The sequence below is a fragment of the Zhihengliuella sp. genome (genome assembly GCF_031178195.1).
Taxonomy (GTDB): domain Bacteria; phylum Actinomycetota; class Actinomycetes; order Actinomycetales; family Micrococcaceae; genus Zhihengliuella.
The window spans coordinates 424,645-448,328 of the sequence record NZ_JAPSJL010000001.1 but is presented as its reverse complement, the minus strand read 5'-3'; the positions used below and the strand labels follow the sequence as shown (position 1 = coordinate 448,328).

The window sequence follows — 23,684 nt, the reverse complement described above, 5'->3', positions numbered from 1 at the left end:
GGATCGTGGAACCGATGCGGATCTCGACGAGGACTATCGCCGGTGGGAGACCAGGGGCTTTCGTGTGTCCGGTCGAAGCCGGAACCCGGTTCCGCGCCGCCCGCCCACCGGCGGACGGCGCAGCCAAGGACCGGACGCTGACCCAAGCAAGGGGGAGGATCCCATGCCAGCAATCGTGATCGTAGGGGCCCAGTGGGGCGACGAGGGCAAGGGCAAGGCGACTGACCTGCTCGGCGGCCGCGTCGACTACGTGGTCAAGCCCAACGGCGGCAACAACGCCGGCCACACCGTCGTCGTCGGCGGCGAGAAGTACGAGCTCAAGCTCCTTCCCGCCGGCATCCTCTCGCCGAACGCCGTCCCGATCATCGGCAACGGCTGCGTGGTGAACCTCGAGGCCCTGTTCGAGGAGATCGACGGCCTGGAGGCCCGCGGCGCGGACACCTCCAAGCTCCGCGTCTCCGCCAACGCGCACCTGGTGGCGCCGTACCACCAGACCATGGACAAGGTCACGGAGCGCTTCCTCGGCAAGCGCGCCATCGGCACCACCGGCCGCGGCATCGGCCCCGCCTACATGGACAAGATCGGGCGCCTGGGCATCCGCGTCCAGGACGTCTTCGACGAGTCGATCCTCCGCCAGAAGGTGGAGGGCTCGCTGCGGCAGAAGAACGAGCTCCTGCTCAAGGTCTACAACCGCCGCAGCGTCGAGGCCGAGGAGATCGTCGAGTACTTCCTGTCCTTCGCCGAGCGCCTGCGCCCGCTGATGATCGACGCCACCCTGGAGCTGAACAACGCCCTCGACGCGGGCAAGGTGGTGCTCATGGAGGGCGGCCAGGCGACGTTCCTCGACGTCGACCACGGCACCTACCCGTTCGTGACGAGCTCCAACCCGACCGCCGGGGGCGCGTCCGTGGGCTCGGGCATCGGCCCCACCCGGATCGACCGGTCCGTCGGCATCATCAAGGCCTACACCACGCGCGTCGGCGCCGGCCCGTTCCCCACGGAGCTCTTCGACGAGATGGGCGTCTACCTGCAGAAGACCGGCGGCGAGTTCGGCGTGAACACCGGGCGCCCGCGCCGGTGCGGCTGGTACGACGCCGTGCTGGCCCGCCACGCGTCGCGCGTCAACGGCTTCACGGACTACTTCGTGACGAAGCTGGACGTGCTCACCGGGCTCGACCGGATCCCGGTGTGCGTGGCCTACGACGTCGACGGCGTGCGCCACGACGAGATGCCGATGACGCAGACCGAGTTCCACCACGCGGAGCCGATCTTCGAGTACTTCGACGGTTGGACCGAGGACATCACCGGAGCCCGCACGCTCGAGGACCTCCCCGAGAACGCGCGGAACTACGTGCTGGCGCTCGAGGCGATGTCCGGGACGCGGATCTCCGCGATCGGCGTCGGTCCGGACCGCGAGCAGACGATCGTGCGCCACGACCTGATCGAGGGGTGAGCGGGCTGGGGGTGCCGTCCGACGACGCCGTCCCGGCGGGCGGCGCGGCGTCCGGGGGCGATCCCGGCCGCGTGGTCATCCGCCCGATGACCGCAGCGGACGGCGAGCTGGCCCGCCAGGCCACGCACGCGAACATGAACTGGCGCGGCGGCGAGGCGTTCACGTTCCGCCGGATCGACGAGGCGCCCGAGTTCCGCCACTACTGCGCGCTGGCGCCGGCCCGGGGCGACTTCGGGTTCGTGGCCGAGATCGACGGCCGCGCCGCCGGCCTGGTGTGGCTCCTGTTCCTCGACGCGGGCGATCCCGGCTACGGGTACATCGCGGACGGCGTCCCGGAGCTCAGCCTCTGCGTGCGGTCCGGCTATCGCGGTGCCGGCCTGGGGGAGCGGCTGCTGCGGGTCGCGATCGACGAGGCCGCGGTGCGGGGGATCGCCCGCGTAAGCCTCAGCGTCGAGGCGGAGAACGAGGCGGCCGTCCGGCTCTACGAGCGGGTCGGGTTCCGGCGCGCTCCCGCGGCGGCCGACGCCGGCGCCTACGTCGTCGACACGGCACCCCGTGCGTCGGCGCCCGGCGGTGAGTAGGGTGGACGCATCAGGCCGGTTTCGCCTCAGGAGGCAGCGATGAGAGTCAGTGTCGGGCAGCTCAACCCGTCAGGCGATCTGCAGGAGAACCTGCAGACGGTCCGCCGGCTGACGCGGCGGGCCAAGGAAGAGGGCGCCCAGCTGATCCTCCTGCCGGAGGAGACCATGTTCACCGTCCGCCACGTCGAGGGGGACCTCCGCACGGCGGTCGAGCGGGATTGGAGCACGTTCGTCCAGCAACTGAGCCTCCTCGCGGCCGAGGAGTCGATCGCGATCGTCGCCGGCGGCTACGAGTCCAGCGGCGAGGAGCGTCCGTACAACACGCTCGTGGCGGTCGACGAGACCGGCCGCATCGTCAAGACGTACCGCAAGGTCCACCTCTACGACGCGTTCAGCTACCAGGAGTCCAGCCGGATCAAGCCCGGGGAGACCAGCGAGCTCGGCGTCGTCGAGCTGGGCGGCCTCAAGGTCGGCGTCATGACCTGCTACGACATCCGCTTCCCCGAGATGGCGCGCCGGCTCGCCGTCGAGGGGGCCGAGCTCCTCCTGGTCGCCGCGGCCTGGTTCAAGGGCGACCACAAGATCGAGCACTGGGAGACCCTGCTGAAGGCCCGGGCCGTGGAGAACACCGTCTGGATCGCGGCGGCCGGAACCAGCTCCGCCAACACGGTCGGGCACTCGGCGGTGCTGGACCCGCTCGGCATCCCCGTCGACTACCTCGACGACGAGCCCGAGGGGCTGGTCACCGTGGACGTGAACCGCAAGCGGATCGACGAGGTGCGCGAGTTCCTCCCCGTGCTCGCCAACCGTCGGCTCTGAGCCGCCCGGCGGACGCTCTCGGACGTCAGTCTCAAGGTCGGCTCAAGCCGCCGGACGTCCGAAACCCCGGAATCATGCGGATCTCGGGCCGCGACAGAAAATTCTCAGAAAAGTTCGTCTCCACCGTAACCTCCGGGCCGAACCGCGCGATTACGTCTGTGGAGCCGGGCCGAGAGTTTCCCCCCAACGATTTTCGGTCCGGCTCCTTCTTCGTCCCCGCTGATATAGTTCCGACACGGAAGTCTCGGAACTGATCGGGGGGTGAGATGGCCGCAACGCTGACGCACGACGTGCTCGAGCAGGCCCGGCGCGGCGAGTCCGCAGCCCTCACCCTCATCTACCAGTCGCTGGCAGGCCAAGTCACCGGTTATCTCACCGCCAAGGGCGTCGAGGATCCGGACGGCGCAGCGCAGGAGGTCTTCCTCACGGTGTTCTCCCGTCTTGCCGAAGTGACCGGCGGAGTCGATGGACTGCGCAGGTTCACCTTCTCCGTGGCGCACGCACGCATGGTCGACGCCACCCGTGCCCGGGCGCGCGCGCCCCACGTGGTGGAGTACGACGCCGGAGCGGACCCCCGCCTGGAGCAGTCGCCGCAGGACGCGCTGCTGGACCAGCTCGAGTCGAGCCATCTGAACCGGGTCCTCGACTCGATCGCCGCCGACCAGCGCGACTGCATCCTCCTCCGCGTGGTCGCGGGCATGAGCGTCGACGAGACGGCCGAGATCCTCGGCAAGTCCGCGGGCGCCGTGAAGCAGCTCCAGCGCCGCGGCCTGCTGGCGATGCGCAAGTCCCTGGAGGAGGCGGGCGAGCATGCGTGAATCGATGCCGACACCGGGCCCCGACGACCATCAGCGCGCCGACGCGTTCCTGCGCGAGGCTCTCACCGAGGCGGAACTCCAGGGCATCGGCGATGTGCGCGAGGAGATCGCCGAGCTCGCCGCGGCCGCGAAGACCCAGCCGCCGGCCCCCGCGGGCCTGCTGGCCGGCCTGCTCTCCGGCGAGGTGCCCCTTGAGGGGATCCAGCGGGGGCCGGAGGTCGTCGACCTGGGGGAGGCGCGCCGTCGTCGTCGGGGCGGCGGGTTCACCGCGGGACTCGCAGTCATCGCGCTGGGTGCGGCCGGGATCGCCGGCACGGCGGCTGCCGAACCCGAGCCGCCGCAGGCGCCCGAGATCAGCCTGGTGGTCCACGTGTCGCCGCAGGTGGAGAGCGAGCCGCTCGACCTCCCGATGGTGAAGTCCTCCGCGGCGCCGGAGAGCGGCGTGACCGAGGGCGAGGCCTCCGGAAACGACGCCTCCGAGGGTGCGGACGGATCGTCGGACGCCGGGGGACCGGGCTCGAGCACGCCCGCGGCGGGGCCGACACCGGCCTCCGACCGGGCGGAGCGCGCCGAGCGTCGGGCCGCGCAGCAGGCCGAGAAGGCCGAGCGCGTCCGCGAGCGCGCCGCGGAACAGGCCTCCCGGGCCGAGGACAAGGCCGCCCGGACGGCGGAGCGGGCCGGCGCCAAGGCCGAGGAGCAGGTCCGGAAGACGGCGGAGAAGACGTCCAAGAGCGCGGCCACCCAGAGCAAGGGCACCCAGAGCAAGGGAACGAAGCAGAACGGGAAGTAGCCTCCCCTCGCGGGCGACGCGTGTCCCGACAATGCGTGTCCCGACAACGCGTGTCCCGGCGTCGCCCGTTCCGACGATGACTGCCCTGCCGGCGGTGCGCCGACGACGCGTACCGCGGGACGGCTGGCTGCGGCCCGCCTGGGCCGCAGCCAGCCGTCAGGCCAGGATCTGGCGCTTGGAGCTGATCACGCCGGTGTCGAACCCGGCCAGGTGCAGCCCACCGTGGAACCGCGCGTGCTCGATCTTCACGCAGCGGTCCATCACCACGTTCAGCCCGGCGGCCTCGGCATCCCGCGCGACCTCCTCGTGCCACGAGCCGAGCTGCAGCCACAGGGTCTTCGCCCCCACGGCCTTCGCCTCCTCCAGCACGCCCGGCAGGTCGTCGTGCTTGCGGAAGACCTCCACCAGGTCGGGCGACTCGGGGAGGTCGGCCAGCGACGCGTAGACCGGCTGGCCCAGGATCTCGTCCACCACGGGGTTCACGAAGTACACGCGGTACCGGGTGGAGGAGAGTAGGTAGGTCGCCACGAAGTAGCTCGCCCGCGAGGGCTTGTTGGAGGCGCCGACGATCGCGATCGACGTCGTCTCCCCGAGGATGCGCAGGCGCTCGCCCGCGCTCGGGCCCTGCCAGGAACGGGCCGGTGCCGAGACGGCGGTGGACGCTGCGGTGGTTCCCGGGGCGCTCACTGGGCGGCTCCGATCTGCTCTGTGGTGGACGGCGCGTCGGTGGCCAGCGCGCTGGTGGAGGGTGCGGTGCTGGATGGAGCGGCACCGGCGGACGGGACGGCGCACGCGGCGCCGTCGTACGTCGGCTCAGCGTGCCCGGGTGCGGGGCCCGACGCCGTCGCGGCCTCCCGCTGGGAGGCCTCCAGGGCCTGGTCCAGGTCCCAGAGGATATCTTCGACGTCCTCGATGCCCACGGAGAGCCGGATGAGGTCCTCCGGCACGCCGCCGGCCAGGAGCTGCTCCGGGGTGAGCTGCTGGTGCGTGGTCGACGCCGGGTGCAGCACCAGGGTGCGCGCGTCGCCGATATTAGCCAGGTGGGAGGCGAGCTGCAGAGCCTCGATGAAGCGCTCGCCGGCCTTCCGTCCGCCCCTGACGCCGAAGCTGAAGACCGAGCCCACGCCGCGCGGGAACAGCTCCCGGGCGCGCTCGTGCTGGGGATGGGACTCGAGTCCGGCGTAGTTCACGTAGGTCACCCGCGGGTCGGCCTCGAGCCAGGCGGCGACCCGCTCGGCGTTGGCCACGTGGTTCTCCACGCGCTGGGCCAGGGTCTCCACGCCCTGCAGCAGCTGGAACGCGGACTGGGCCGGCAGCGACGGCCCGAAGTCGCGCAGCTGCTCGGAGCGGAGCTTGGTCAGGAAGCCGTACTCGCCGAAATTGCCCCACCAGGAGACGTTGCCGTAGCTCGGGACCGGATCCGTCATGGTGGGGAACTTGCCGTTGCCCCAGTCGAACGTGCCGGCCTCGACCACCACGCCGCCGAGCGTGGTGCCGTGGCCTCCGATGAACTTGGTGGCCGAGTGGATGACGAGGTCCGCGCCGTGCTCGATCGGGCGTAGCAGGTACGGGGGCGTGAGCGTCGAGTCGACCACCAGGGGAACGCCGTGGCGGCGGGCCACCGCGGCGAGGCCCTCGAGGTCCACGACGTCGCCGGAGGGGTTCGCCACGACCTCGGTGTAGAGCGCCTTGGTGTTCTCCTGGATCGCCGCCTCGAAGTCGTCCGCCTCGGTGGAGTCCACGAACGTGGTGTCGATCCCGAAGCGGCGCAGGCTCACGTCCAGCTGGGTGATGGTGCCGCCGTAGAGCTTCGAGGACGCCACGATGTGGTCGCCCGCCTGGGCGAGTGCGGCGAACGTGACGAACTCGGCGGACATGCCCGACGCCGTCGCGACCGCCCCGATCCCGCCCTCCAGCGACGCCATCCGCTCCTCGAACGCCGCGACCGTGGGGTTGCCGATGCGCGAGTAGATGTTCCCGTACTTCTGCAGCGCGAACAGGTTGGCGGCGTCGTCCGTGTCCTTGAAGACGAAGCTCGTGGACTGGTAGATCGGCACGGCACGGGCTCCGTGCTCGGCGTCGGGGGTGCCGCCGGCGTGGAGGGCGCGCGTGCGGAACCCGAACTGGTGGTCTGTCATCTAGGCGAGGGCCCCTTCGAGGTCGGTGCTGGGCAGGAGGTCGGTGTTCAGCTCGGTGCCGTTCCGGCGGGCCAGGTCGGCCTCGAGCTCGCGCACGATCGGCAGGATATCGCGGCCGAACGCCTCGACCTCCTCCTGGAAGTGCAGGTAGCAGGTCAGCATGAGGTTCACACCGATCTTCTTGAACTCGATGATCCGCTCCGCGATCTGCTCCGGGGTGCCGATCAGCTTCGAGCGGAAACCGTCGTTGTACTGGACCATGTCCTCGAACGTCGAGTCCTCCCACATGCCCTTGCCGTCCCGGGTGGCCTGGCCGGCCTCCTTGACGGCCTCGGCGAAGCCCTCGACGGCCGGACGGTGCGCCTTGGCGATGATCTCGCGGAGTGTCTCGGTGGCCTCGGCCTCGGTGTCGCGGGCGATGACGAAGCCGTTGAGGCCGAACTTCGGCGGGTTCGGGGCCCGGCGGCCCGCCGCGGCGGACTTCACGACGCCGGCGATGTTCTCCTGGAAGCCCTCCAGGGAGCGGCCGTTGGAGAAGTACCAGTCGGCGGTCTTGCCGGCGGCGAACTGGGCCGCCGTCGAGTTGCCGCCGAAGAAGATCTCCGGGTGAGCCCGGCCCGGGATGTCCAGGGGCGGTGGATTGAGCGTGAACTCGTCGATGTCGTAGTAGTCGCCGCTGTAGGAGAAGCCGGTCTCCGTCCAGAGGCCGCGGAGGATGTCGATGAACTCCTGCGTGCGGTCGTACCGGGCGTCGTGCTCGAGCCACGGCAGGCCGAACTTGGTGAACTCGTCCTTCAGCCAGCCGGAGACGATGTTCACGGCGGAGCGACCGCCGGAGATGTGGTCTGCGGTGATGATGAACTTCGCGAGCACGCCGGGGTGCCACATGCCCGGGTGGACGGCCGAGATGACGTTGAGCCGCTCGGTGGCGCCGAGCAGCGCCAGGGAGAAGCTGGTGGCCTCGTGCTGCTTGTCGGCGCCGTAGCTGGCGGCGTAGCGCGTCTGGGTCAGCGCGTACTCGAAGCCGGCGCGCTCGGCGATGCGCGCGAGCTTCTTGTTGTAGTCGAAGTCCCAGCTCGTGCGCTGCTCGATGGTGGAGACCACCAGCCCGCCGGAGACGTTGGGGACCCAGTAGGCGAACTTCAGCGGCGTTTCGAGGTCGGCGATCGGACTGACGGTGGTGGTCATCGAGGCTCCTGACGTGCTGGCGCGCGTGCGCGTGGTGGGGCTCCCGGAACAACGGCGGTCCACGGCGGGCAGGCGGGTAGGCCGGCCTGCGGTGGATCGAAATGCTGACGCATTCTCCATCGTTTCTGGCGGTAGCACCTTTCCGGAGGAATCCGGGTGGTTGCTGCGGCGTCGTTGAGCCAGATCTCTCAGCCGCTCGGGATGGTGTGCGCCTCCCAGTCTGGGGTGCCCCGGACGGATCGGCAAGGAATGTGTACGCGAGTTTCACCCGCGGTGTCCGCGCCCCGTCAGGCCACCGGCGCGGGTGCACGTCCGTAGGCTGGGGGCATGAGCATCGACTCGGCCGGAACCGGAGCACTCTCAGCCGCGGAGGCGCGCCGCGCCGTCGTCAACGCCCACTTCGCCCCCGGGGCGCGCGACGCCCTCGACGTCCTGCGGAACGAGCGGCTCCTGCAGCTGGACGGGATCAGCCGGGTGGACAAGGCGCACCGGCTCTCGTGCGCGGCCCGCCTGCCGGCGCGCCGCCGCGCCGAGCAGTACGACGACGCCCTCTGGTCCGAGGGGGAGGCCGTCTCCTTCGAGACGTTCACCGACGTCGCCTGCGTGTTCCCGATCGAGGACTGGCCCCTGTTCGAGCGTTCGCGGCAGTGGTTCCGCGACCGGCACGCCGAGGAGTTCGCGGACGGCCTGGCCGGACCCCGCCGGGAGGTCCTCCGGATCGCGGCGGAGGCGGAGGACGGCGCGACGATCGGCGACCTCGAGACCGGGGCGGAGCGCGGCGGCAACTGGAGTTGGAGCGCCCGGCAGCGCGCCGCCGAGTTCATGCTGTGGTCCGGCGAGCTGGTCTGCACGCGCCGCCGCGGCATCAAGCGGGTCTTCGACCTGCCGGAGCGCCGCGTCCCGACGCACCTGCTCGAGGCCAGGCCGTCGTACGACGACGTCTGCGCCGGCCTGATCGCGTCGGCGCTGCGGGCGCTGGGCGTCGCGACGATCGCCGACCTGCGCCGCCACTACCGCCTCACCGCCGACGAGGTGCGGGATGGCCTGGAGGCCGCCGGCGCCGTCGTCCTGGATATCGAGGGCTGGGGGGAGCCCGGCTATGCGCTGCCGGACCCGGACCTGACCGAGGTGCCGGTCACGCAGGCACGCGGGAGCCGGCTCATCGGCCCGTTCGACAACTTGCTGCGGAATCGGCGGCGGGCGGCCCGGGTCTTCGGGTACGAGTACCTGTTCGAGGCCTATGTCCCGGCGGCGAAGCGCACCTACGGCGCGTACGTCATGTCCGTGCTGGACGGCGACCGCTTCGTCGGCCGCGTGGACGCCCAGCGGGTGGGACGGGACCTGCTGCTGCACCGGCTCTACCCCGAGCGCGGGGTGACCAACCGGAGCTTCAAGGCCGCGGCCCGGCGGGCCGGCACCCACCTGGCGCGGCAACTCGGCGGCGAGCTGGTGTTGCCGTAACGCCCTCCGGCGCCGGTTAGTCTTGGCGCATGGCAAAGCGTTTGGTGATGGTACGGCACGGCGAGACGGATTGGAACGCCGCGGGACGGCTGCAGGGGCAGGTCGACATCCCCCTCAACGAGACCGGCAAGGCGCAGGCCCGGGAGGCCGGCGAGGCGCTCGCACGCCGTGCGGCGGAGGAGGGCTTCACGTGGGAGATCGTGGCGACGTCCCCACTGGGCCGGGCCGTCGAGTCCGCCGAGCTCATCGCCGAGGTGCTCGGGGTCGAGGTGGGCGACCAGGACGACGATCTGGTGGAGCGCGCGTACGGCGAGCTCGAGGGCCTCGTGGGCGCCGAGCTGGACGATCACGAGCGCCAGCGCCTCATCGTGACCGCCGAGCCGGAGGAGCAGGTGGCGGAGCGTGGGGCCGCCGCGCTGGCCCGGATCGCGGGGCACTACCCGGACGGCAACGTCGTGGTGGTCGCGCACGGGACCCTGATCCGGCTCACGGCCAACCGGATCCTGGACCAGAAGACGCCGCGGATCCCCAACGGCGTCGCGGTGGAGATCGACGCCGCGCGCCTGGCGGAGTTCGTCGAGAGCACCCGTCGGGAGACCCCTCAGCCGACCGGGGAGACCGAGCAGCAGCCGGCCTCCTGACGCGGACCCGAACGCCGGGCGGGCATGAAGAAGGCGACTACCCGGATCGTTGGGGGGAAACTCGGGTAGCCGCCCTCTTGCCGCTGTATTTCAAGCGACACCAGAACATTAGTCGTCCAACCTGAACGCGAGCTAGAAGTGCTCCCGGCCTGTGGACAACGGTGCCTGCGGACAGCGGTTCCGGGGATCTGCTCCGGCTTTCGGCGCGGGTGGGACGGCCCGATCAGCTGCGGGACTGCCGACGCTGACGGCGCCGCTGGGCCTTGAGCGCGATGATCCGCGCCGCGCCCGCCAGCGACACGATGATGCCTCCGGCCACGGCTGCGGCGAGCACCGTCAGGCCGACGTTCACGGTTCCCTCCCACGCGAAGTACCGCAGGGTGGTGGTCTCCTGGTTCTGCGCGATGAAGATGATCAACAGCACGAGGATGACCAGCGAGAAGATCGTCGCCGCCCACACCGCGCCGGAGCGCGTCGTCGTCATCCGGTCGCGGTACTCCTCGTCGCGCTCCGCTCCGGCGTCGTCGTTGGGCTGTTTCTCGGCGTTCCGCCGGTCGGCTGCGACCTCGGTGGACGTCGGCTCGTTCCGGGGCTCGCGCACGACGCCGGCCACCTCGGCCTGCGTGTTCGTCGCCTCGGGCTCCATCCTGTCGGCCGTCTCGCGGCCGAGGTCGTGGGCACCGGAGCCGGTCGGCGTGGCGCCGGCGTCGGGTGTGGTGGGATCCTGATTGCGCATCGAACGTCCTCCTGGCGGTGACGAGGCTTCCTGTTGTCATGAAACTACACGTCAAAGCCGCGAACGGCCATGCACCGGCGGGCTCCGAGAGCTTGTCGGCGGAAATTTCCCAGGGACCGGCTCACGTTTCGGCCGGGCCGGGCGTCTACAGATTGTGAGTCAGGTGAAGCACAGCGCGGCCAAGCCGCCGTTCGAGAGCATCGTGGAGCGCCACGGGGTGACGGTGCTGCGCGTCTGCCGCGCCGCGCTCGGACCCCACGACGCCGACGACGCCTGGTCGGAGACGTTCCTCTCGGCGCTCCGGGCGTACCCGGACCTCCCGGCGGACGCGAACGTGGAGGCCTGGCTGGTGCGCATCGCCCACCGGAAGGCCATCGACCTCTATCGCGCCGCAGGCCGCAGGGCGCTGCCAGCCGGCAACGGAGCAGACCTCGACGACGTCCGGAGCGGCCAGAGCGCAGGCTCCCGGGACGGCACGGCGCCCGGGCCGTTCGACGCCCAAGGAGACCTCTGGCAGGCGATCGTCGCCCTGCCGGAACGGCAGCGACTCGCCGTGGCCTACCACCACCTGGCCGGGCTGCCCTACGCCGAGGTCGCGGCGGAGATCGGCGGCACGCCCGAGGCCGTCCGCCGGGCCGCGGCCGACGGAATGAAGAAACTCAGGAAGGTCATGCTGTGAAGAGCACCCTCAACCACGGACCGGCTCGGGACGACCGGGAGCCGAGCCCGATCGAACAGGAGATGCTGCGCCAGCTGCGCGAACGCCTCGAGCACGAGGCCGGCGCGGCGGAGCTCATCGACGTCGCCTTCCGGACCGTCGACTCCCCGGTCGGGCGCCTGCTGGTGGCCACCACGGAGCGCGGCCTCGTCCGCGTCGCCTTCGAGTCGGAAGGCCATGACGCCGTCCTCGACGTCCTCAGCGCCAGGATCAGCCCACGGATCCTCCGCAGCGGCGGCTCGTCGCACGGGTCCGCGCCGGGAACGCTCCGCCGACGACTCGACGAGACCGCGCGCGAACTGGACGCCTACTTCGCCGGTCGGCTGCAGGCGTTCGACGTTCCGCTCGACTTCTCGCTATCGAGCGGGTTCCGCCAGGCCGTCCAGCGGGAGCTGACGGGCATCGGCTACGGACGGACGATGACGTACCGGGAGATGGCCGAGCTCGTCGGGAACCCCAAGGCCGTCCGCGCCGTCGGCACCGCCTGCGCGACCAATCCGCTGCCCGTCGTCGTCCCCTGCCACCGCGTCCTGCGCACCGACGGTTCGCTCGGCGGGTACCTCGGCGGATTCGCGGCCAAGGCCGCCCTGTTGGACCTCGAGCGTGGCGCCGCACCGCTCCCCGTCCCGGGGTCGCGGGGAGACGGCTGATGGAGGCTCTCTTCGACGCCGACTTCGGCGCCCGGGAACCGCGTCGCCTCGCCCCCGGCGCCTATCACCTGCCCGGGTGGCTGGAGCCCCGGCAGCAGCGTTGGATCGTCGAGCGCTACCGGGAGTGGTCGCAGGGCCCGGTGCCCCCGCGCGGCGCGAGGGTCGCCGGCCACGAGATGTCGGTCAAGACCGTCTGCCTCGGCTGGCACTGGCAGCCCTACCGCTATACGCGGGAGGCCTCGGACGTCAACGGCGCCCGCGTCCTCCCCTTCCCCGACTGGCTGGTGAGGGCCGGGAGACTCGCGCTCGCCGAGACCGCGTTCGAGGCGGATTCCTACACCCCGGATGCCGCTCTGGTGAACTACTACGACGGCTCGGCCCGGATGGGCATGCACCAGGACAAGGACGAGAAGTCCACGGCACCAGTCGTCTCGTTCTCGATCGGGGATGCCTGCACGTTCCGGTTCGGAAACACCGAGCACCGGAACAAGCCCTACGAGGACATCCTGCTCGCCTCCGGGGATCTCTTCGTGTTCGGCGGGCCGGCGCGGCTCGCCTTCCACGGCGTCACCCGGATGCACCCGGGCACGGCCCCGGCCGGGTGCGGCCTGCCGAAGGGGCGGATCAACATCACGCTGCGCGAGACCGGGCTCGACGCGTGAGGCCCGGTCCGGCATGAGAGTTCCCGCCCGCGGCCCGTTCGACGCAGTGATCGCGGCCCGTGTCCTGGCCGCCCACGATGTTCCCGGCGTCTCCGCGACGGACGTCACGGCCCGTCGGCACCGGAGGTGGATCCGCGTTGGAGGGCGGCAGGTCCCGGTGACGCTCGCGCTGATCGAGGACGTCGGGGTCGACATCGTGATCGACGCAGCGTTCGTACCCGCAGGCTGGCAGGTTCCAGGGCGGGCGGCGAGGCCCGACGCCGGACCGGTGCTCAATGACGGCATGCGGCGGTCCCTGAGGGGGCTCGTGACGCGCTGGTTCGGCCTCGACGTCGATCTGGAGCCGGCGCACCGCGCGCTGGCAGGGGATCCCGTGCTCGCGCCCCTGATCGAGGCACGACCTGGGCTGCGGGTGACCGGATGCGTCGACGAGTTCGAGGCGGTGGTCACGGTCGTGCTGGGCCAGCAGGTGTCGCTGGCCGCCTGCCGGACCTTCGCCGGACGGTTCGTCGCCGCAGCCCGCCTCGACGTCATGCCCGGCGCAGCTGGGCACGCTCGTCGGCGGCACGGTGGACCGGATGGAGCGGGCCGCACCATGGCCGGTGCAGGGCTGGTGCCGTTCCCCGGACCCGAACGGTACGCCGGCCTCGAGGCGACGGAGCTGCAGCAGGCGGTCGGCATCACCGGCGCCCGCGCCCGGACCTTGGCCGGGGTCGTCGCGGCGTGGTCGGAGGGCTTCCGGCTCGCCGTACTCTCACCCGAGGAAGGGCGTGCCGCGCTGCTGGCGCTGCCCGGTATCGGCCCGTGGACCGCCGACTACCTCGCCGTCCGCCTGCTCGGCGATGCCGATGTCTTCGTCTCCGGGGACCTCGTGGCACGCCGAGCCATGGCCAGGGCACTGGGGGCCGGGCCCCTGACGCCACGCCAGGCCGCCCGCGAGGCCGAGCGGTGGAGTCCGTGGAGGTCCTACGCCCTGTTCCACCTCTGGGCCGCGGAAGCCTACGCGGACCGCGACCCGGCCGGCGGCCCGGACTGAGGTGCCGGGCATCCGGCGTACGGTACCGTGGGTCGCGCTTCGACGAAGGGGAGACATGTCACCTGCCACTTACCGGCACGCGTCCAGCTCCGGCTACGCCGCGGCGATGGCGGCCATCGCGCTGCTGCCGACACTGGGGAAGCCCGTCGTCTTCGTGGTCGTCGCTCTGGGCCTCGCCATCGTCGTGGGGATCCCCCTGCTCGACCGGAGGATCCGGGAACGGTTCGCGGGGCCGGGCCTCCGGGCCGGGGACGGGCTGCTGCTCCCGGCCGCCGTCGCGATCGCCGCGTCCTTCATCGCCGGCAGCGACCCGGGAATCTGGAACGTCCTCCTGGGCGCACTCACGCTCGTCATCGCCTACCTCATGGGGCTGAGCTTCTGGCGGCAGGCACTCGAACGGGCAGCGACGGCGCGAGCCGAGGGCGGCGGAGACGCCGAATGAGTGAGCATGGCCCCGGAAACAGGGGCACTCCCCGGCGGTAGCCGGGCGCCCTGGCGGGTCGGACCGGTTCAGCGCCCTGCGAGGAGGCTCTCCCCGACGTCGGCGCGACGGTAGAAGACCTCGCGCCCGGTGCGGAGGGACTCGGCCAGGCCGCCCTCCGACATCACCTTCAGATGCGTGTTGACGGTCGCCGGGGCGAGGTCCAGCGCGCAGGCGAGCTGCGTCGTCGTCATGGGGACGTCGAGCTGGGCCAGGATCTGCGCGCGCGTCCTGCCGAGGAGCTTGGCCAGCGGGGCGTCCGGGCACGACGGCGCGGACTCCCACAGCCGCCCGACGCCGCGCGGTGCGTACGTCAGCGTCGGCACGAAGGGCGCGACGTTCAGCACCAGCGTCTCCGGCCAGATGAACGCATTGGGGACCAGGATCAGCCCGGCGCCCGGATCCGGGTGGCCGGTCGCGTCGCAGTCGCGGACGATGTCGAGACCGTCGGGCGTCGGGACCACGCTGGGATGGAGCGACTTCAGGACCTCGGCCATGCCGTTGCGGGCGATCTGCGCCAGCCGCCAGTCGATGTCCTCGAGCTGGAGCGAGCGCAGGCGCGGCCACCAGGGTTCGAGCGCCAGCGCCCAGTACCAGGCCAGCGCCTCGACGATCATCTCGAGGCCGGCCGCCAGGTCCCGCTCCAACAGGTCGATGGTCGCGACGATCCGCGACGTCGGCTCGAAGCGGCGCAGGTGCGCGAGGCTCTCCCGCCAGATCTCGTGGTCGACGGCGGCGACGTCCGCCAGCGAGTCGGCGAAGGTCCCCTGCCGACTCGGCGTGGGCGTCAGCGCGTCGGCCATGTAGCCGCGCGGACGCACCAGCGTGGTGAGGATGTCCAGGTGCCGCGCCTTGTCCGGCTCGGAGGAGCCTTCCAGTGCGGCACGGGTCGCCTCGATCCAGGGCCTGTGGATGGCCGGCCGGCGCTGCAGCGCCCGGATGCTGGCGGCAGCCTCCCACAGGGGCGAGGACTCGAAGCGGATCCTGGTCAGGTCCTCCGCCGTCAGTCTGATGTGCATGTGGATCAGCGTAGGCCCGCTCGGGGCAGACCCCGACGATTCGGTGTGGACCGAATCGTGGCGGCCGTGGGCTGCCGCGCGGACGCTGAGTGCATGACGACGAACCACACCCTCGGACCACGGCATGCAACGACGACTCGGGCCTCCGACCACGGTGCCCCGCGCGGCCTCGCCGAGCCCGCTGCACTCGCGTCCGCTCCTGCGTCGCAGGACCCCGCGGCGGCCTTCAAGGACACCACGGACCACCGGACTGGCCCGGACGCGTCCGGACCGGACTCACCCGACCCGGACGCGCTCGGACCAGACTCACCGGGTACGGAGGCGCCCCGACGCTCCAGAGTGCTCCGGATCCTGCGCGCCGTGGTCCAGTTCTACCGCGTGAACTGGGCGCGGGCCGCCGCGCAGGAGAGCGAGTACCTGCGGATCAAGGAGGAGAATCTTCGGAAGGTGTGGGTGGCTACCGGCGGTCGCATGTGATCCGCAGATCTCCACCGGGTCCTAGTCCGGGGTGCAGATCCGCCGCAGCTCGGGGATGCAGGGCTCGTTCTGCAGGCTGGTGGTGTCGCCGAGCGGCGTCCCCTCGAACAGCTGCGTCAGGAGCCGGCGCATGATCTTGCCGGAGCGGGTCTTCGGCACGTCGGGGACCAGCACGACGTCGCGCGGCTTCGCGATCGGCCCGATCTCGCGGGCGACATGCGCGCGGAGGTCTTCGATCAGGGCCCGTCGCGCCGGGGAGTCGACCGCCGCCGTCGTGCCCGAGCCGGGGCCGCCGACGAGCGACTTGTCGACGGGGACCACGAAGGCGGTGGCGGCCTGCCCCGTCGTGGGATCGACCGTCGGGCAGACGCCCGCCTCCACGACGGCGGGGTGGGAGACGAGCGCCGACTCGATCTCGATGGTCGAGAGCAGGTGCCCGGAGACGTTGAGGGCGTCGTCGGTCCGCCCGAGGATCCAGGTGTCGCCGTCGTCGTCCAGTTTGGCGCCGTCGCCGGCGAGGAACCAGCCCTGCTCCACGAACTTCTCCCAGTAGGACGCGTAGTAGCGCTCCGGGTCGCCCCACACGGTCCGCGCCATCGAGGGGCCTGTCCGGGTGACCACGATGCTGCCCTGGGTGTTCGGCGGGGTCCGGTGGCCGTCGTCGTCCACCACGTCCGTGGCGACGCCCGGGAGCGGCCGCGTGCCGCAGCCCGGCTTGAAGGCGGGGTCCGTCGGGCGGGGCGAGAGGACCGTGGCCCCGGACTCCGACTGCCACCAGGTGTCCACCATGGGGATGCCGGCGGCCGGATCGCCCGGCACCAGGGAGTCGCGGCCCACCTGGGTGCGCAGCCACCGCCACGCCTCGGGGTTCACGGCCTCGCCGACGGTCCCGGCCAGGCGGACGGAGGAGAGGTCGTAGTCGGCGGGGACGCCGTCCGGGAACCAGCCCATGAGGGACCTGACCAGGGTGGGCGCGGTGTAGTAGCTGGTCACGCCGTAGCGCTCGATGATCTCGAAATGCCGGCCCGGGTGGGGAGCGTTCGGGACGCCCTCGTAGATCACCTGCGTGACGCCGTTGGAGAGCGGCCCGTAGATCTCGTAGGTATGGGCGGTGACCCAGGCCAGGTCGGCGGTGCACCAGTGCACGTCCTGCTCGCGTCGGGCGGGGTCGGGGTGGGAGAAGAGGAACTCGTGGGACCAGCTGGCGTTGACCAGATAGCCGCCGGTGGTGTGCACCAGCCCCTTCGGCTTCCCCGTGGTGCCGGAGGTGTACATGATGAACAGGGGCGCCTCGGAATCGAACGCCTCGGCCGTGTGGGTGCGCGGCTGCCGGTCGACGACGTCGTGCCACCAGACGTCCCGGCCCTCCGTCCAGGGGACGTCCGCGAGGCCGGTGCGGTCGATCACGAGGACGTGCTCGATGCTGTTCTCGCCGGCGACGGCCGCGTCGGCGTTCTCCTTCACAGGCACCGCGCGGCCGCGGCGGAACTGGCCGTCCGTGGTGACCAGGAGCTTGGCGCCGGTGTCCTCGACGCGGAACTTCAGCGCCTCGGCGGAGAACCCGCCGAAGACGAGCGAGTGGATGGCGCCGATGCGGGCGCACGCCAGGGTGATGGCCACCGTCTCCACGAGGACCGGGAGGTAGATCACCACACGGTCGCCCCGGCCGACGCCGAGCTCCTCCAGCGCGTTGGCGGCCTGGCAGACCAGCTCGGTGAGCTCGGCGTACGTGACGGTGCGGCGATCGCCCGGCTCTCCCTCGAAATGCAGCGCGACCTTGTCTCCGCGCCCGGCCGCCACATGGCGGTCCGTGCAGTTGACCGCGGCGTTGAGCCGGCCGCCGTCGAACCAGGTGATTTGCGGCCCGCGCCTGGCATCCGGGTCCGCGGGGATCCACGTGTGCGTGGTGTGCCACGGCTCGGCCCAGTCGAGGCGGCGGGCCGCCGCGTCCCAGTGGGCCAGTCGCTCGGACTCGGTCCACTGCTGCTCGGCCGCCTCCGCGTCCGTGCGGGGCAGGGCGGCGTGTGGGTACGCGGGGCCGTCGGCGAGGCTCTCGGGTACGACGGCGTGGGGGGCTGAAGTGCTCATGCTCATCTCCATCGGTCCTGGCGGTAGCACCGTCCGGGCCGCGTGCGCGGTCCCCGGTGGTTGCTGCGGCGTCGTCGAGTCAGATCTCTCGGCCGCTCGGGATGGGTTCTCCACCACTAAACGCCGCGATCCGGCACCGGGCAAAACCGGTGACGCCGCACGCAACAATGTGATGACGTCGGTGCTATCGGCACGGGCAGGCGACGCAGGGGGTGGCACAAGAGGCGGAAACGTGACCGGACCGGGGTGGTCTTCCCGGGCGACTGGCGGCAGACTCGGGCCATGGGGAAGCCGATGCTGAGTGACGCGACGAACGGGCAGAGGGGCGGCGCGCCGTCCTTCCCCGCACCGACGACCGCACAGGACGACGCGTTCGTTGCGCGGCTGCTGGTGATCTTCGGCGTGGCCTATCTGCCGAGCCTCGCGTGGATGATGGTCCCCCAGAGCTCCACGTTGACCCCGGAGTTCCTGGCCTGGGGTTTCTGGACATCGCTGGTCCTGAGCGCCGTGCCGCTGCTCGCGGCGGCGGCGGTATTGGTCATGGCGCGCCGCTTCCCCCATCTCAGTCGAGCGGCGTGGCTAGTGGGCGCCATCGCCGTGGCGGCGACGGTGCTGACGGTGGTGACTGGGCACGACGTCAGGCTCATTCAGCTCATCGCCTGGGCGCTCATCCTGCGGCACCGATTGCTGATGGTGGGGGCCGGGATCGCCTTCGCCGCCATCACCCTGCCGACGGTCCTCTACGAGGTCACGGTAGCCCTCGACGGTCCCCTGTTCCTGCTGAACGGCCTGGCGCTGGCTTGGGCCGTGCGGATCGTGCCGCCGGCGGCGCTCCTCGTGCTCGCGGTTCTCCAGTTCCGCCGGAACGCGGCGGCAGCGGAGCCGTCGTCCGCCGACGCCGACGCCTAGGCCCAGGAGCAGGTCCGGGCCCGGCGAGCGGAGTGCGGGAAGGTCAGCGCCGGGTGACGATCCGCGCGGCGATCTCCGTCGGACCCGGCTCTGAGACGCCATCGCTCGGGCGGGCCGCGCCGGATTCCGCGTCGGACTGGCCTTCCGCTGGGGCGGGGGCCGAGGCCGCCGGGCGGGCGACGGCGGCCTCGGGATCCCCGGTGAGTTCGGCGTCGGTCTCGATGCGCCGGGGCCGCAGCGAGCGCCGGCCCAGCGTCAGGGCGAGGACGAGAACCGCGGTGCCCACCAGTCCCAGGGCGGCGCCGGCGACGGGCGACGGCGCGTACAGCCCGAGGAGCTGGAGCAGAGCCGGGAGGGTGCACGTGGCGATGCCGCAGAAGATCGCGAACCAGCCGATCGGGACGCGCAGCCAGGTGTGGCCGAACCCGTCGAGGAGGAAGAAGAGGAACCAGAGGGCGGCCCACAGCCACCACATGGCGGCCGAGACCGGGTCGGCCTGCAGGACGACGGCCGCCCCGCCGAAGACGACGGCGGCGATCGCCACGTACAGGCTGAACCAGCCGAAGCCCTCGGCGGGCAGGTCGAAGGTGTTGATGGCGCCGACCCAGAGGTAGGTGAAGCCGAAGAGGTACAGGCCGGACGCCGCGAGGATCGCGTCCGGATCGCCGCCGGCGCCGCTGAGCAGGATCGTCGGGAACACCACCTGCAGGGCGCCGACGAGGAAGTTGAGGACGGTTGCGCCGCGCGGGCGGACGAGGCCGATCAGAACCAGACCGTTGACGCAGAGCACCGCGCCGACATAGAGAAGCCCGACACTGGACATGAGAACTCCCGGGGAAGCAGTGGAAGGGACTCCGGCACCGAGCGCGCCGTACCCCTGCGAGGATCATAGGCCAACCCGGGGCACCGCGGCCGGGGAAGTGCACAGAAGACGAGCCGGCGCTGCGGACGCCCCCTCGTGGAGCTGGGAAATCCGCCGGACTGGCGGCAGACTCGGAGGCATGAGCAGTCGACCATCGGGGGACCCGGGGCGCGGACCCAACCCGGGGCGCGGGCCCAGCCCGGGGACGGCGTCGTCGGGAGCATCCTCCCGGCCGCCGTCCGGGACGCCCGGCGGCGCGGCGGACGGCCGCGACGGAGCCCGGAGACCGACGGAGCGCTTCGCCGAGGCGCTGCTGTGGATCCATGCCGTCGCGTACGTGCCCCAGCTGGTGGTGCCGGCGCTCGCCGGGACGACGGGGTACTGGTGGGTGGCGCTCGTCTACCTGGCGATGCTGGCGCCGACGCTGGCCCCCATCGCAGCCCTGCGGCAGGCCCGGCGGACCGGGTATCCGCGGGTTGCCGGGTATCGGCTCGTCGCCGGGGTGTCCGTGCTGGTCGCCGTCGTGGCAGCCGTGCTCTTCTTCATGCTCGGGTCGCTGACGGTGCAGCTCGCGGTCCCGCTGGTCCTCTGGGCGGTGCTGGTGCGACGGCGGCTCCTCGCGATCGGCGCCGGCGTCGCGCTGGCCGCCCTCCTGGTCCCCGTCGGGGCCTTCGGTATGTCGCTGGAGGCGCAGGGCATCCCGCTCGGTGCCGCCGTCGTCGAGGCCCTGACGCGCGCCGTACCGCCGCTGGCGCTGTTCCTGCTGGCCGGCCTGCAGCGCCGCCGGACTCGGACGGCGCTGCACGGCGAGGGGTAGCGCGCGGAGGCTGGGCGGGTTCGCTGGGCCGCGTCGGCGTGGGGCTCGCGGGACGGCGGCCGACCGGTGAATATGACGCCGTGAGCCGGGGCGCGTTTGTCAGAATGCGTCGGACTGTGGCGGAATGTAAACGACTAACCATCCAGAGCGGCTGAGAGATCTGGCTCGACGACGCCGCAGCAACCCCCACCCGAACGCGAACCGTCCAGGCTCGCGTGGGAACGGGAAGGTGCTACCGCCAGGACCGATGGAGGGAGATCTCTCATGACCGACGTTGCCAGCGAGCCCCGGCACCTCATCAAGCTCACGCCCGGAACCCCGGTGGGCGACCACTACGACTATCTGGCCAGCGTGTTCCGCCCCGTCTTCGCCCGCATCGCGGAGGGCGCCCGCCAGCGCGACGCCGAGCGGCAGCTTCCGATCGAGCAGGTCGGCTGGCTCAACGCGGCCCGGTTCGGCGCGCTGCGGATCCCGCAGGAACACGGCGGCTTCGGTGCCTCCCTCCTCGACACGTTCCGCCTGCTCATCGAGCTCGCCGAGGCGGACTCGCAGGTCGCGCACCTGCTGCGCGCCCACATCGCCTTCGTCGAGCAGATCCAGATGCACCCGGATCCGGCTGTCCGGGAGAAGTGGATCAACCGGGTCGTCGCGGGGCAGATCGTCGGCAACGCCTACACCGAGCGCGGCGGCAACGCCCTGGGCACCTGGAACACCGCCATCAGCGCCACGCCGTACGGCGTCTTCGTCTCCGGGACCAAGTACTACTGCACCGGCACGATCTTCGCCGACTGGACCGTGGTGGCCGCGACGCACCCGCAGCGCCCCGGCCGGCACCTCGCCGTCGTCTCCACCCAGCACAGCGGCGTGAGGATGTACGACGACTGGGATGGATTCGGCCAGCAGCTCACCGGCACCGGGTCCACCGAGTTCGATACGGTCCCCGTCGACACGCTGATCGTGCCGGTGGACCAGTTCGAGCACGTCGAGTCCACGGTGTTCCAGCTGGTGCTGCTGGCGGTGCAGGCCGGCATCACGCGGGCCGTCCTGGCCGACGCGCGGCTCGCCGTCCAGGCCCGCACGCGCAACTTCACCACCGGCACCGGTGTTCCGCTGCGCGACGAGCCGCAGGTGCTGCAGCTCATCGGCGAGATCTCCGGGCAGGTCCTCGCCGTCGAGTCGATCGTCCTGGCGGCCGTCGCCGAGGTCGAGGCCCTGCTCGCCGACGAGGGGCTCAGCGAGGACGAGCGCCACCTGGTCTGCGAGCTGACCGCGAACCGCGCCCACACGGCCGTGCAGCCGCTGGTGCTCGCCGCCGCGTCCAAGATGTTCGACGGCCTCGGCGCGTCGTCGACCTCCACGAGCTGCAACTTCGACCGGCACTGGCGCAATGCGCGCACCATCGCCACGCACAACCCGGCGATCTACCGCGCCCGGATCGTGGGCGACTACGAGGTCAACGGTCGGGCCCCGGTGACGCACGACTCCGCGGGCGACGTCCCCGAGTCCTACGCCTGAGGCCGCGTCACAGAACGTCATGCAGGCTTCACAAGCTGTCATGTGACGGCGCCGGGGTCGCCGGGTGACTTCCGGAGTCCGGTGTTTTGTGTCGAGGGAGCGTCACACGATTCAGTGGAGGCAACGGGTCATCGCGAGCCCCGCGCCACGAGAATCTTCGCGAAACAACCATCCAGAGCGGCCGAGAGATCTGGCTCGACGACGCCGCAGCAACCACCCGGTCGCCGCCCTCCACGGGCGGACCGGCAACGGTGCTAACGCCAGAACCGATGGAGGAGAGCATGATCAGTCTTCGCAACGTGTCCACCACCTTCCGGGGGAAGGACGGCGACTTCACCGCGGTGAACGACGTCAGCCTCGAGATCCCGGCCGGTTCGATCCAGGGGATCATCGGGTTCTCCGGGGCGGGCAAGTCCACGCTGCTGCGCAACATTAACCTGCTCGAGCGCCCCACGCGCGGCCAGGTGGTGCTCGACGGCGTCGACCTCACCGCCCTGGACGACGAGCGGCTCCGCCGGGAGCGCCACCAGATCGGCATGATCTTCCAGCACTTCAACCTGCTCAACAACCGCACGGCCCTGCAGAACGTCGAGCTGTCGCTGAAGTTCGCGGGGATCGAGAAGGCCGAGCGCCGTCGGCGTGCGCAGGAGGCCCTGGAGATCGTGGACCTCGCCGAGAAGTCCACGAGCTACCCGGCCCAGCTCTCCGGCGGGCAGAAGCAGCGCGTCGCCATCGCCCGCGCCCTGGTCACCCACCCGAAGGTGCTGCTCTGCGACGAGCCGACGTCCGCCGTCGACCCGCGGACCACCGCCTCCGTCCTGCAGTACATCGCCGACATCAACCAGAGTCTCGGCATCACCACGGTGGTGGTCACCCACGAGCTGAACGTCGTGAAGGCCATCGCCGACAACGTCGCCGTCATGGAGAACGGCGCCGTCGTGGAGCGGTTCGACGTCGCCGACCTCGCCGCGGGCACGTTCGAGCCGGGCACCGAGATCGGACGCTACCTCCTCGACGAGGAGATCCACCTGGACCGCACGCCGCTCGCCGGCCGCCGCGACCCGGCCTCCGGGGCACCGCTCCGCGGCCGCGACGGGAAGGAGCTCGCCCATGCTTAGCGCCTCCGCGCCCACCACGGGCAGCGAGTCCGGGCTCGGCCTGGACCGCATCATCGAACTGCTGCCGGAGATCGGCGTCGCGATGGGGCAGACCTTCGTCATGCTCCTCGTCGCGATCCCGCTGGCGATCCTGCTCGGCACGCCACTGGGCGTGTGGCTCTACTCGGCCTCGCCGGTGGGCCTGAAGCCGCGGCCGCGGGCGCACCGGATCGTCGACTCGCTGGTCAACACCATCCGGTCCTTCCCGTTCCTGATCCTGCTGATCGCCATCATCCCGATCACGCGGTTCATCGTCGGCACCACCATCGGCACCGCGGCGGTGATCGTCCCGCTGACCATCAACGCCATCCCGTACTTCGCCCGCTTCGTGGAGCAGAACCTCACGCAGCTCGGCAGCGGCGTGGTGGAGGCCGCCCGGGCCATGGGCGCCACGCGCGGGCAGATCGTCCGGGACGTGCTCCTGGTGGAGGCCCGCCCGGCGCTGATCGGTTCCATCACCATCATGACCGTGAGCTTCATCAGCTACTCGGCCATGGCGGGCCTGGTGGGCGGCGGAGGCATCGGCGACTTCGCCATCCGGTACGGCTACTACCGCTACGAGACCGTCGTCATGCTCGCCGCGATCGTCCTGATGATCGCCCTCGTGCAGGTCGTCCAGATCGGCGGCACCCGCCTGGCCCGAGTGCTCGACAAGCGCTAGCCGCACC

The 23,684-nt window shown here is 71.4% G+C and carries 25 protein-coding genes and 3 riboswitches; of the genes, 18 read left to right on the top strand and 7 right to left on the bottom strand.

The genetic code is table 11. The annotated features are described in order from the left end of the window. The first annotated feature begins 163 nt into the window (after nucleotides 1-163). The 5 genes from RIN46_RS01935 (at nucleotide 164) to RIN46_RS01915 (ending at nucleotide 4,461) form a co-directional block, all read left to right on the top strand. Nucleotides 164-1,453, top strand: a complete 1,290-nt coding sequence (locus RIN46_RS01935) for an adenylosuccinate synthase (RefSeq protein ID WP_309081408.1) — start codon at nucleotides 164-166, stop codon at nucleotides 1,451-1,453. Further along, entirely contained in the window at nucleotides 1,450-2,034 is a 585-nt protein-coding gene (locus tag RIN46_RS01930; protein ID WP_309081409.1) for a GNAT family N-acetyltransferase, read from the top strand. The genes RIN46_RS01935 and RIN46_RS01930 overlap by 4 nt, the downstream gene beginning before the upstream one ends. A gap of 39 nt (nucleotides 2,035-2,073) precedes the next feature. Further along, nucleotides 2,074-2,853, top strand: a complete 780-nt coding sequence (locus RIN46_RS01925) for a carbon-nitrogen hydrolase family protein (RefSeq protein WP_309081410.1) — start codon at nucleotides 2,074-2,076, stop codon at nucleotides 2,851-2,853. Nucleotides 2,854-3,119: 266 nt separating this feature from the next. After that, nucleotides 3,120-3,671 carry an RNA polymerase sigma factor gene (locus RIN46_RS01920; protein WP_309081411.1) on the top strand — a complete coding sequence of 184 codons (552 nt, stop codon included), beginning with the start codon at nucleotides 3,120-3,122 and terminating at the stop codon, nucleotides 3,669-3,671. Continuing rightward, the gene (locus RIN46_RS01915; protein WP_309081412.1) at nucleotides 3,664-4,461 is read left to right on the top strand and encodes a hypothetical protein; all 798 of its coding nucleotides are present in this window, start codon (nucleotides 3,664-3,666) and stop codon (nucleotides 4,459-4,461) included. The genes RIN46_RS01920 and RIN46_RS01915 overlap by 8 nt, the downstream gene beginning before the upstream one ends. Nucleotides 4,462-4,617: 156 nt before the next feature. Here the strand turns inward: RIN46_RS01915 and RIN46_RS01910 are convergent, their stop codons facing one another. From RIN46_RS01910 to sfnG, 3 genes are read right to left on the bottom strand one after another with little or no spacing between them, the layout of a single operon-like run. After that, nucleotides 4,618-5,148, bottom strand: coding sequence for a CoA-binding protein (locus RIN46_RS01910; RefSeq protein WP_309081413.1), 531 nt, complete (start codon nucleotides 5,146-5,148; stop codon nucleotides 4,618-4,620). Continuing rightward, the gene (locus tag RIN46_RS01905; protein ID WP_309081414.1) at nucleotides 5,145-6,599 is read right to left on the bottom strand and encodes an O-acetylhomoserine aminocarboxypropyltransferase/cysteine synthase; all 1,455 of its coding nucleotides are present in this window, start codon (nucleotides 6,597-6,599) and stop codon (nucleotides 5,145-5,147) included. Before RIN46_RS01905 ends, RIN46_RS01910 begins: the two co-directional genes overlap by 4 nt. Beyond that, entirely contained in the window at nucleotides 6,600-7,787 is a 1,188-nt protein-coding gene (gene sfnG, locus RIN46_RS01900) for a dimethylsulfone monooxygenase SfnG (protein WP_309081415.1), read from the bottom strand. It abuts the gene before it with no gap. 113 nt (nucleotides 7,788-7,900) lie between these two features. Further along, nucleotides 7,901-7,995: riboswitch (SAM riboswitch) on the bottom strand. A 119-nt stretch (nucleotides 7,996-8,114) separates the two neighbouring features. Between sfnG and RIN46_RS01895 the strand changes: the two genes are divergently transcribed. Together RIN46_RS01895 and RIN46_RS01890 are read left to right on the top strand one after the other, a co-directional pair. Beyond that, nucleotides 8,115-9,248 (top strand): DNA glycosylase AlkZ-like family protein, encoded by a 1,134-nt coding sequence (locus tag RIN46_RS01895; protein WP_309081416.1) that lies wholly within the window; start codon nucleotides 8,115-8,117, stop codon nucleotides 9,246-9,248. 29 nt (nucleotides 9,249-9,277) lie between these two features. Continuing rightward, nucleotides 9,278-9,889, top strand: coding sequence for a histidine phosphatase family protein (locus tag RIN46_RS01890; protein WP_309081417.1), 612 nt, complete (start codon nucleotides 9,278-9,280; stop codon nucleotides 9,887-9,889). Nucleotides 9,890-10,112: 223 nt separating this feature from the next. On the opposite strand, the gene RIN46_RS01885 is transcribed toward RIN46_RS01890, so the two are convergent. Beyond that, nucleotides 10,113-10,625, bottom strand: coding sequence for a lipopolysaccharide assembly protein LapA domain-containing protein (locus RIN46_RS01885; protein WP_309081418.1), 513 nt, complete (start codon nucleotides 10,623-10,625; stop codon nucleotides 10,113-10,115). Between the two features lie 163 nt (nucleotides 10,626-10,788). Between RIN46_RS01885 and RIN46_RS01880 the strand changes: the two genes are divergently transcribed. The 5 genes from RIN46_RS01880 (at nucleotide 10,789) to RIN46_RS01860 (ending at nucleotide 14,133) form a co-directional block, all read left to right on the top strand. Continuing rightward, the gene (locus tag RIN46_RS01880) at nucleotides 10,789-11,304 is read left to right on the top strand and encodes an RNA polymerase sigma factor (RefSeq protein WP_309081419.1); all 516 of its coding nucleotides are present in this window, start codon (nucleotides 10,789-10,791) and stop codon (nucleotides 11,302-11,304) included. Nucleotides 11,305-11,366: 62 nt separating this feature from the next. Continuing rightward, the gene (locus RIN46_RS01875) at nucleotides 11,367-11,993 is read left to right on the top strand and encodes a methylated-DNA--[protein]-cysteine S-methyltransferase (protein ID WP_309081481.1); all 627 of its coding nucleotides are present in this window, start codon (nucleotides 11,367-11,369) and stop codon (nucleotides 11,991-11,993) included. After that, nucleotides 11,993-12,655: an alpha-ketoglutarate-dependent dioxygenase AlkB gene (locus RIN46_RS01870; protein WP_309081420.1), complete on the top strand. Its 663-nt coding sequence runs from the start codon at nucleotides 11,993-11,995 to the stop codon at nucleotides 12,653-12,655. The genes RIN46_RS01875 and RIN46_RS01870 overlap by 1 nt, the downstream gene beginning before the upstream one ends. A gap of 13 nt (nucleotides 12,656-12,668) precedes the next feature. Then, nucleotides 12,669-13,691: an AlkA N-terminal domain-containing protein gene (locus RIN46_RS01865; RefSeq protein ID WP_309081421.1), complete on the top strand. Its 1,023-nt coding sequence runs from the start codon at nucleotides 12,669-12,671 to the stop codon at nucleotides 13,689-13,691. A gap of 55 nt (nucleotides 13,692-13,746) precedes the next feature. Then, nucleotides 13,747-14,133, top strand: a complete 387-nt coding sequence (locus tag RIN46_RS01860) for a hypothetical protein (RefSeq protein ID WP_309081422.1) — start codon at nucleotides 13,747-13,749, stop codon at nucleotides 14,131-14,133. Between the two features lie 68 nt (nucleotides 14,134-14,201). Here the strand turns inward: RIN46_RS01860 and RIN46_RS01855 are convergent, their stop codons facing one another. Beyond that, a complete protein-coding gene (locus RIN46_RS01855) occupies nucleotides 14,202-15,191 on the bottom strand; it encodes a helix-turn-helix domain-containing protein (RefSeq protein WP_309081423.1) in 990 nt (329 codons plus the stop codon). 93 nt (nucleotides 15,192-15,284) lie between these two features. Between RIN46_RS01855 and RIN46_RS01850 the strand changes: the two genes are divergently transcribed. Next, nucleotides 15,285-15,668 (top strand): hypothetical protein, encoded by a 384-nt coding sequence (locus tag RIN46_RS01850; protein WP_309081424.1) that lies wholly within the window; start codon nucleotides 15,285-15,287, stop codon nucleotides 15,666-15,668. 21 nt (nucleotides 15,669-15,689) lie between these two features. On the opposite strand, the gene acs is transcribed toward RIN46_RS01850, so the two are convergent. Continuing rightward, nucleotides 15,690-17,756, bottom strand: a complete 2,067-nt coding sequence (acs, locus tag RIN46_RS01845) for an acetate--CoA ligase (protein WP_309081425.1) — start codon at nucleotides 17,754-17,756, stop codon at nucleotides 15,690-15,692. A 282-nt stretch (nucleotides 17,757-18,038) separates the two neighbouring features. On the opposite strand from acs, the gene RIN46_RS01840 reads away from it, so the two are divergent. Continuing rightward, nucleotides 18,039-18,665: a hypothetical protein gene (locus tag RIN46_RS01840; protein WP_309081426.1), complete on the top strand. Its 627-nt coding sequence runs from the start codon at nucleotides 18,039-18,041 to the stop codon at nucleotides 18,663-18,665. Nucleotides 18,666-18,708: 43 nt separating this feature from the next. Here RIN46_RS01840 and RIN46_RS01835 read toward each other — a convergent pair whose 3' ends face one another. Then, nucleotides 18,709-19,488 carry an AmiS/UreI family transporter gene (locus tag RIN46_RS01835; RefSeq protein ID WP_309081427.1) on the bottom strand — a complete coding sequence of 260 codons (780 nt, stop codon included), beginning with the start codon at nucleotides 19,486-19,488 and terminating at the stop codon, nucleotides 18,709-18,711. A 178-nt stretch (nucleotides 19,489-19,666) separates the two neighbouring features. Here RIN46_RS01835 and RIN46_RS01830 point away from each other — a divergent pair, with 178 nt between their 5' ends. The 4 genes from RIN46_RS01830 to RIN46_RS01815 all read left to right on the top strand — a co-directional run bounded on the left by RIN46_RS01830 (nucleotide 19,667) and on the right by RIN46_RS01815 (nucleotide 23,677). Further along, entirely contained in the window at nucleotides 19,667-20,344 is a 678-nt protein-coding gene (locus tag RIN46_RS01830) for a hypothetical protein (RefSeq protein ID WP_309081428.1), read from the top strand. Nucleotides 20,345-20,479: 135 nt separating this feature from the next. Beyond that, nucleotides 20,480-20,598: riboswitch (SAM riboswitch) on the top strand. Nucleotides 20,599-20,608: 10 nt separating this feature from the next. Beyond that, a complete protein-coding gene (locus tag RIN46_RS01825; RefSeq protein ID WP_309081429.1) occupies nucleotides 20,609-21,859 on the top strand; it encodes an acyl-CoA dehydrogenase family protein in 1,251 nt (416 codons plus the stop codon). 165 nt (nucleotides 21,860-22,024) lie between these two features. Next, nucleotides 22,025-22,135, top strand: a riboswitch (SAM riboswitch). A 5-nt stretch (nucleotides 22,136-22,140) separates the two neighbouring features. After that, nucleotides 22,141-22,977: an ATP-binding cassette domain-containing protein gene (locus RIN46_RS01820; protein ID WP_309081430.1), complete on the top strand. Its 837-nt coding sequence runs from the start codon at nucleotides 22,141-22,143 to the stop codon at nucleotides 22,975-22,977. Further along, complete coding sequence (locus tag RIN46_RS01815; protein WP_309081431.1) at nucleotides 22,970-23,677, top strand: methionine ABC transporter permease; 708 nt, start codon at nucleotides 22,970-22,972, stop codon at nucleotides 23,675-23,677. The genes RIN46_RS01820 and RIN46_RS01815 overlap by 8 nt, the downstream gene beginning before the upstream one ends. The last annotated feature ends 7 nt before the right edge of the window (nucleotides 23,678-23,684 follow it).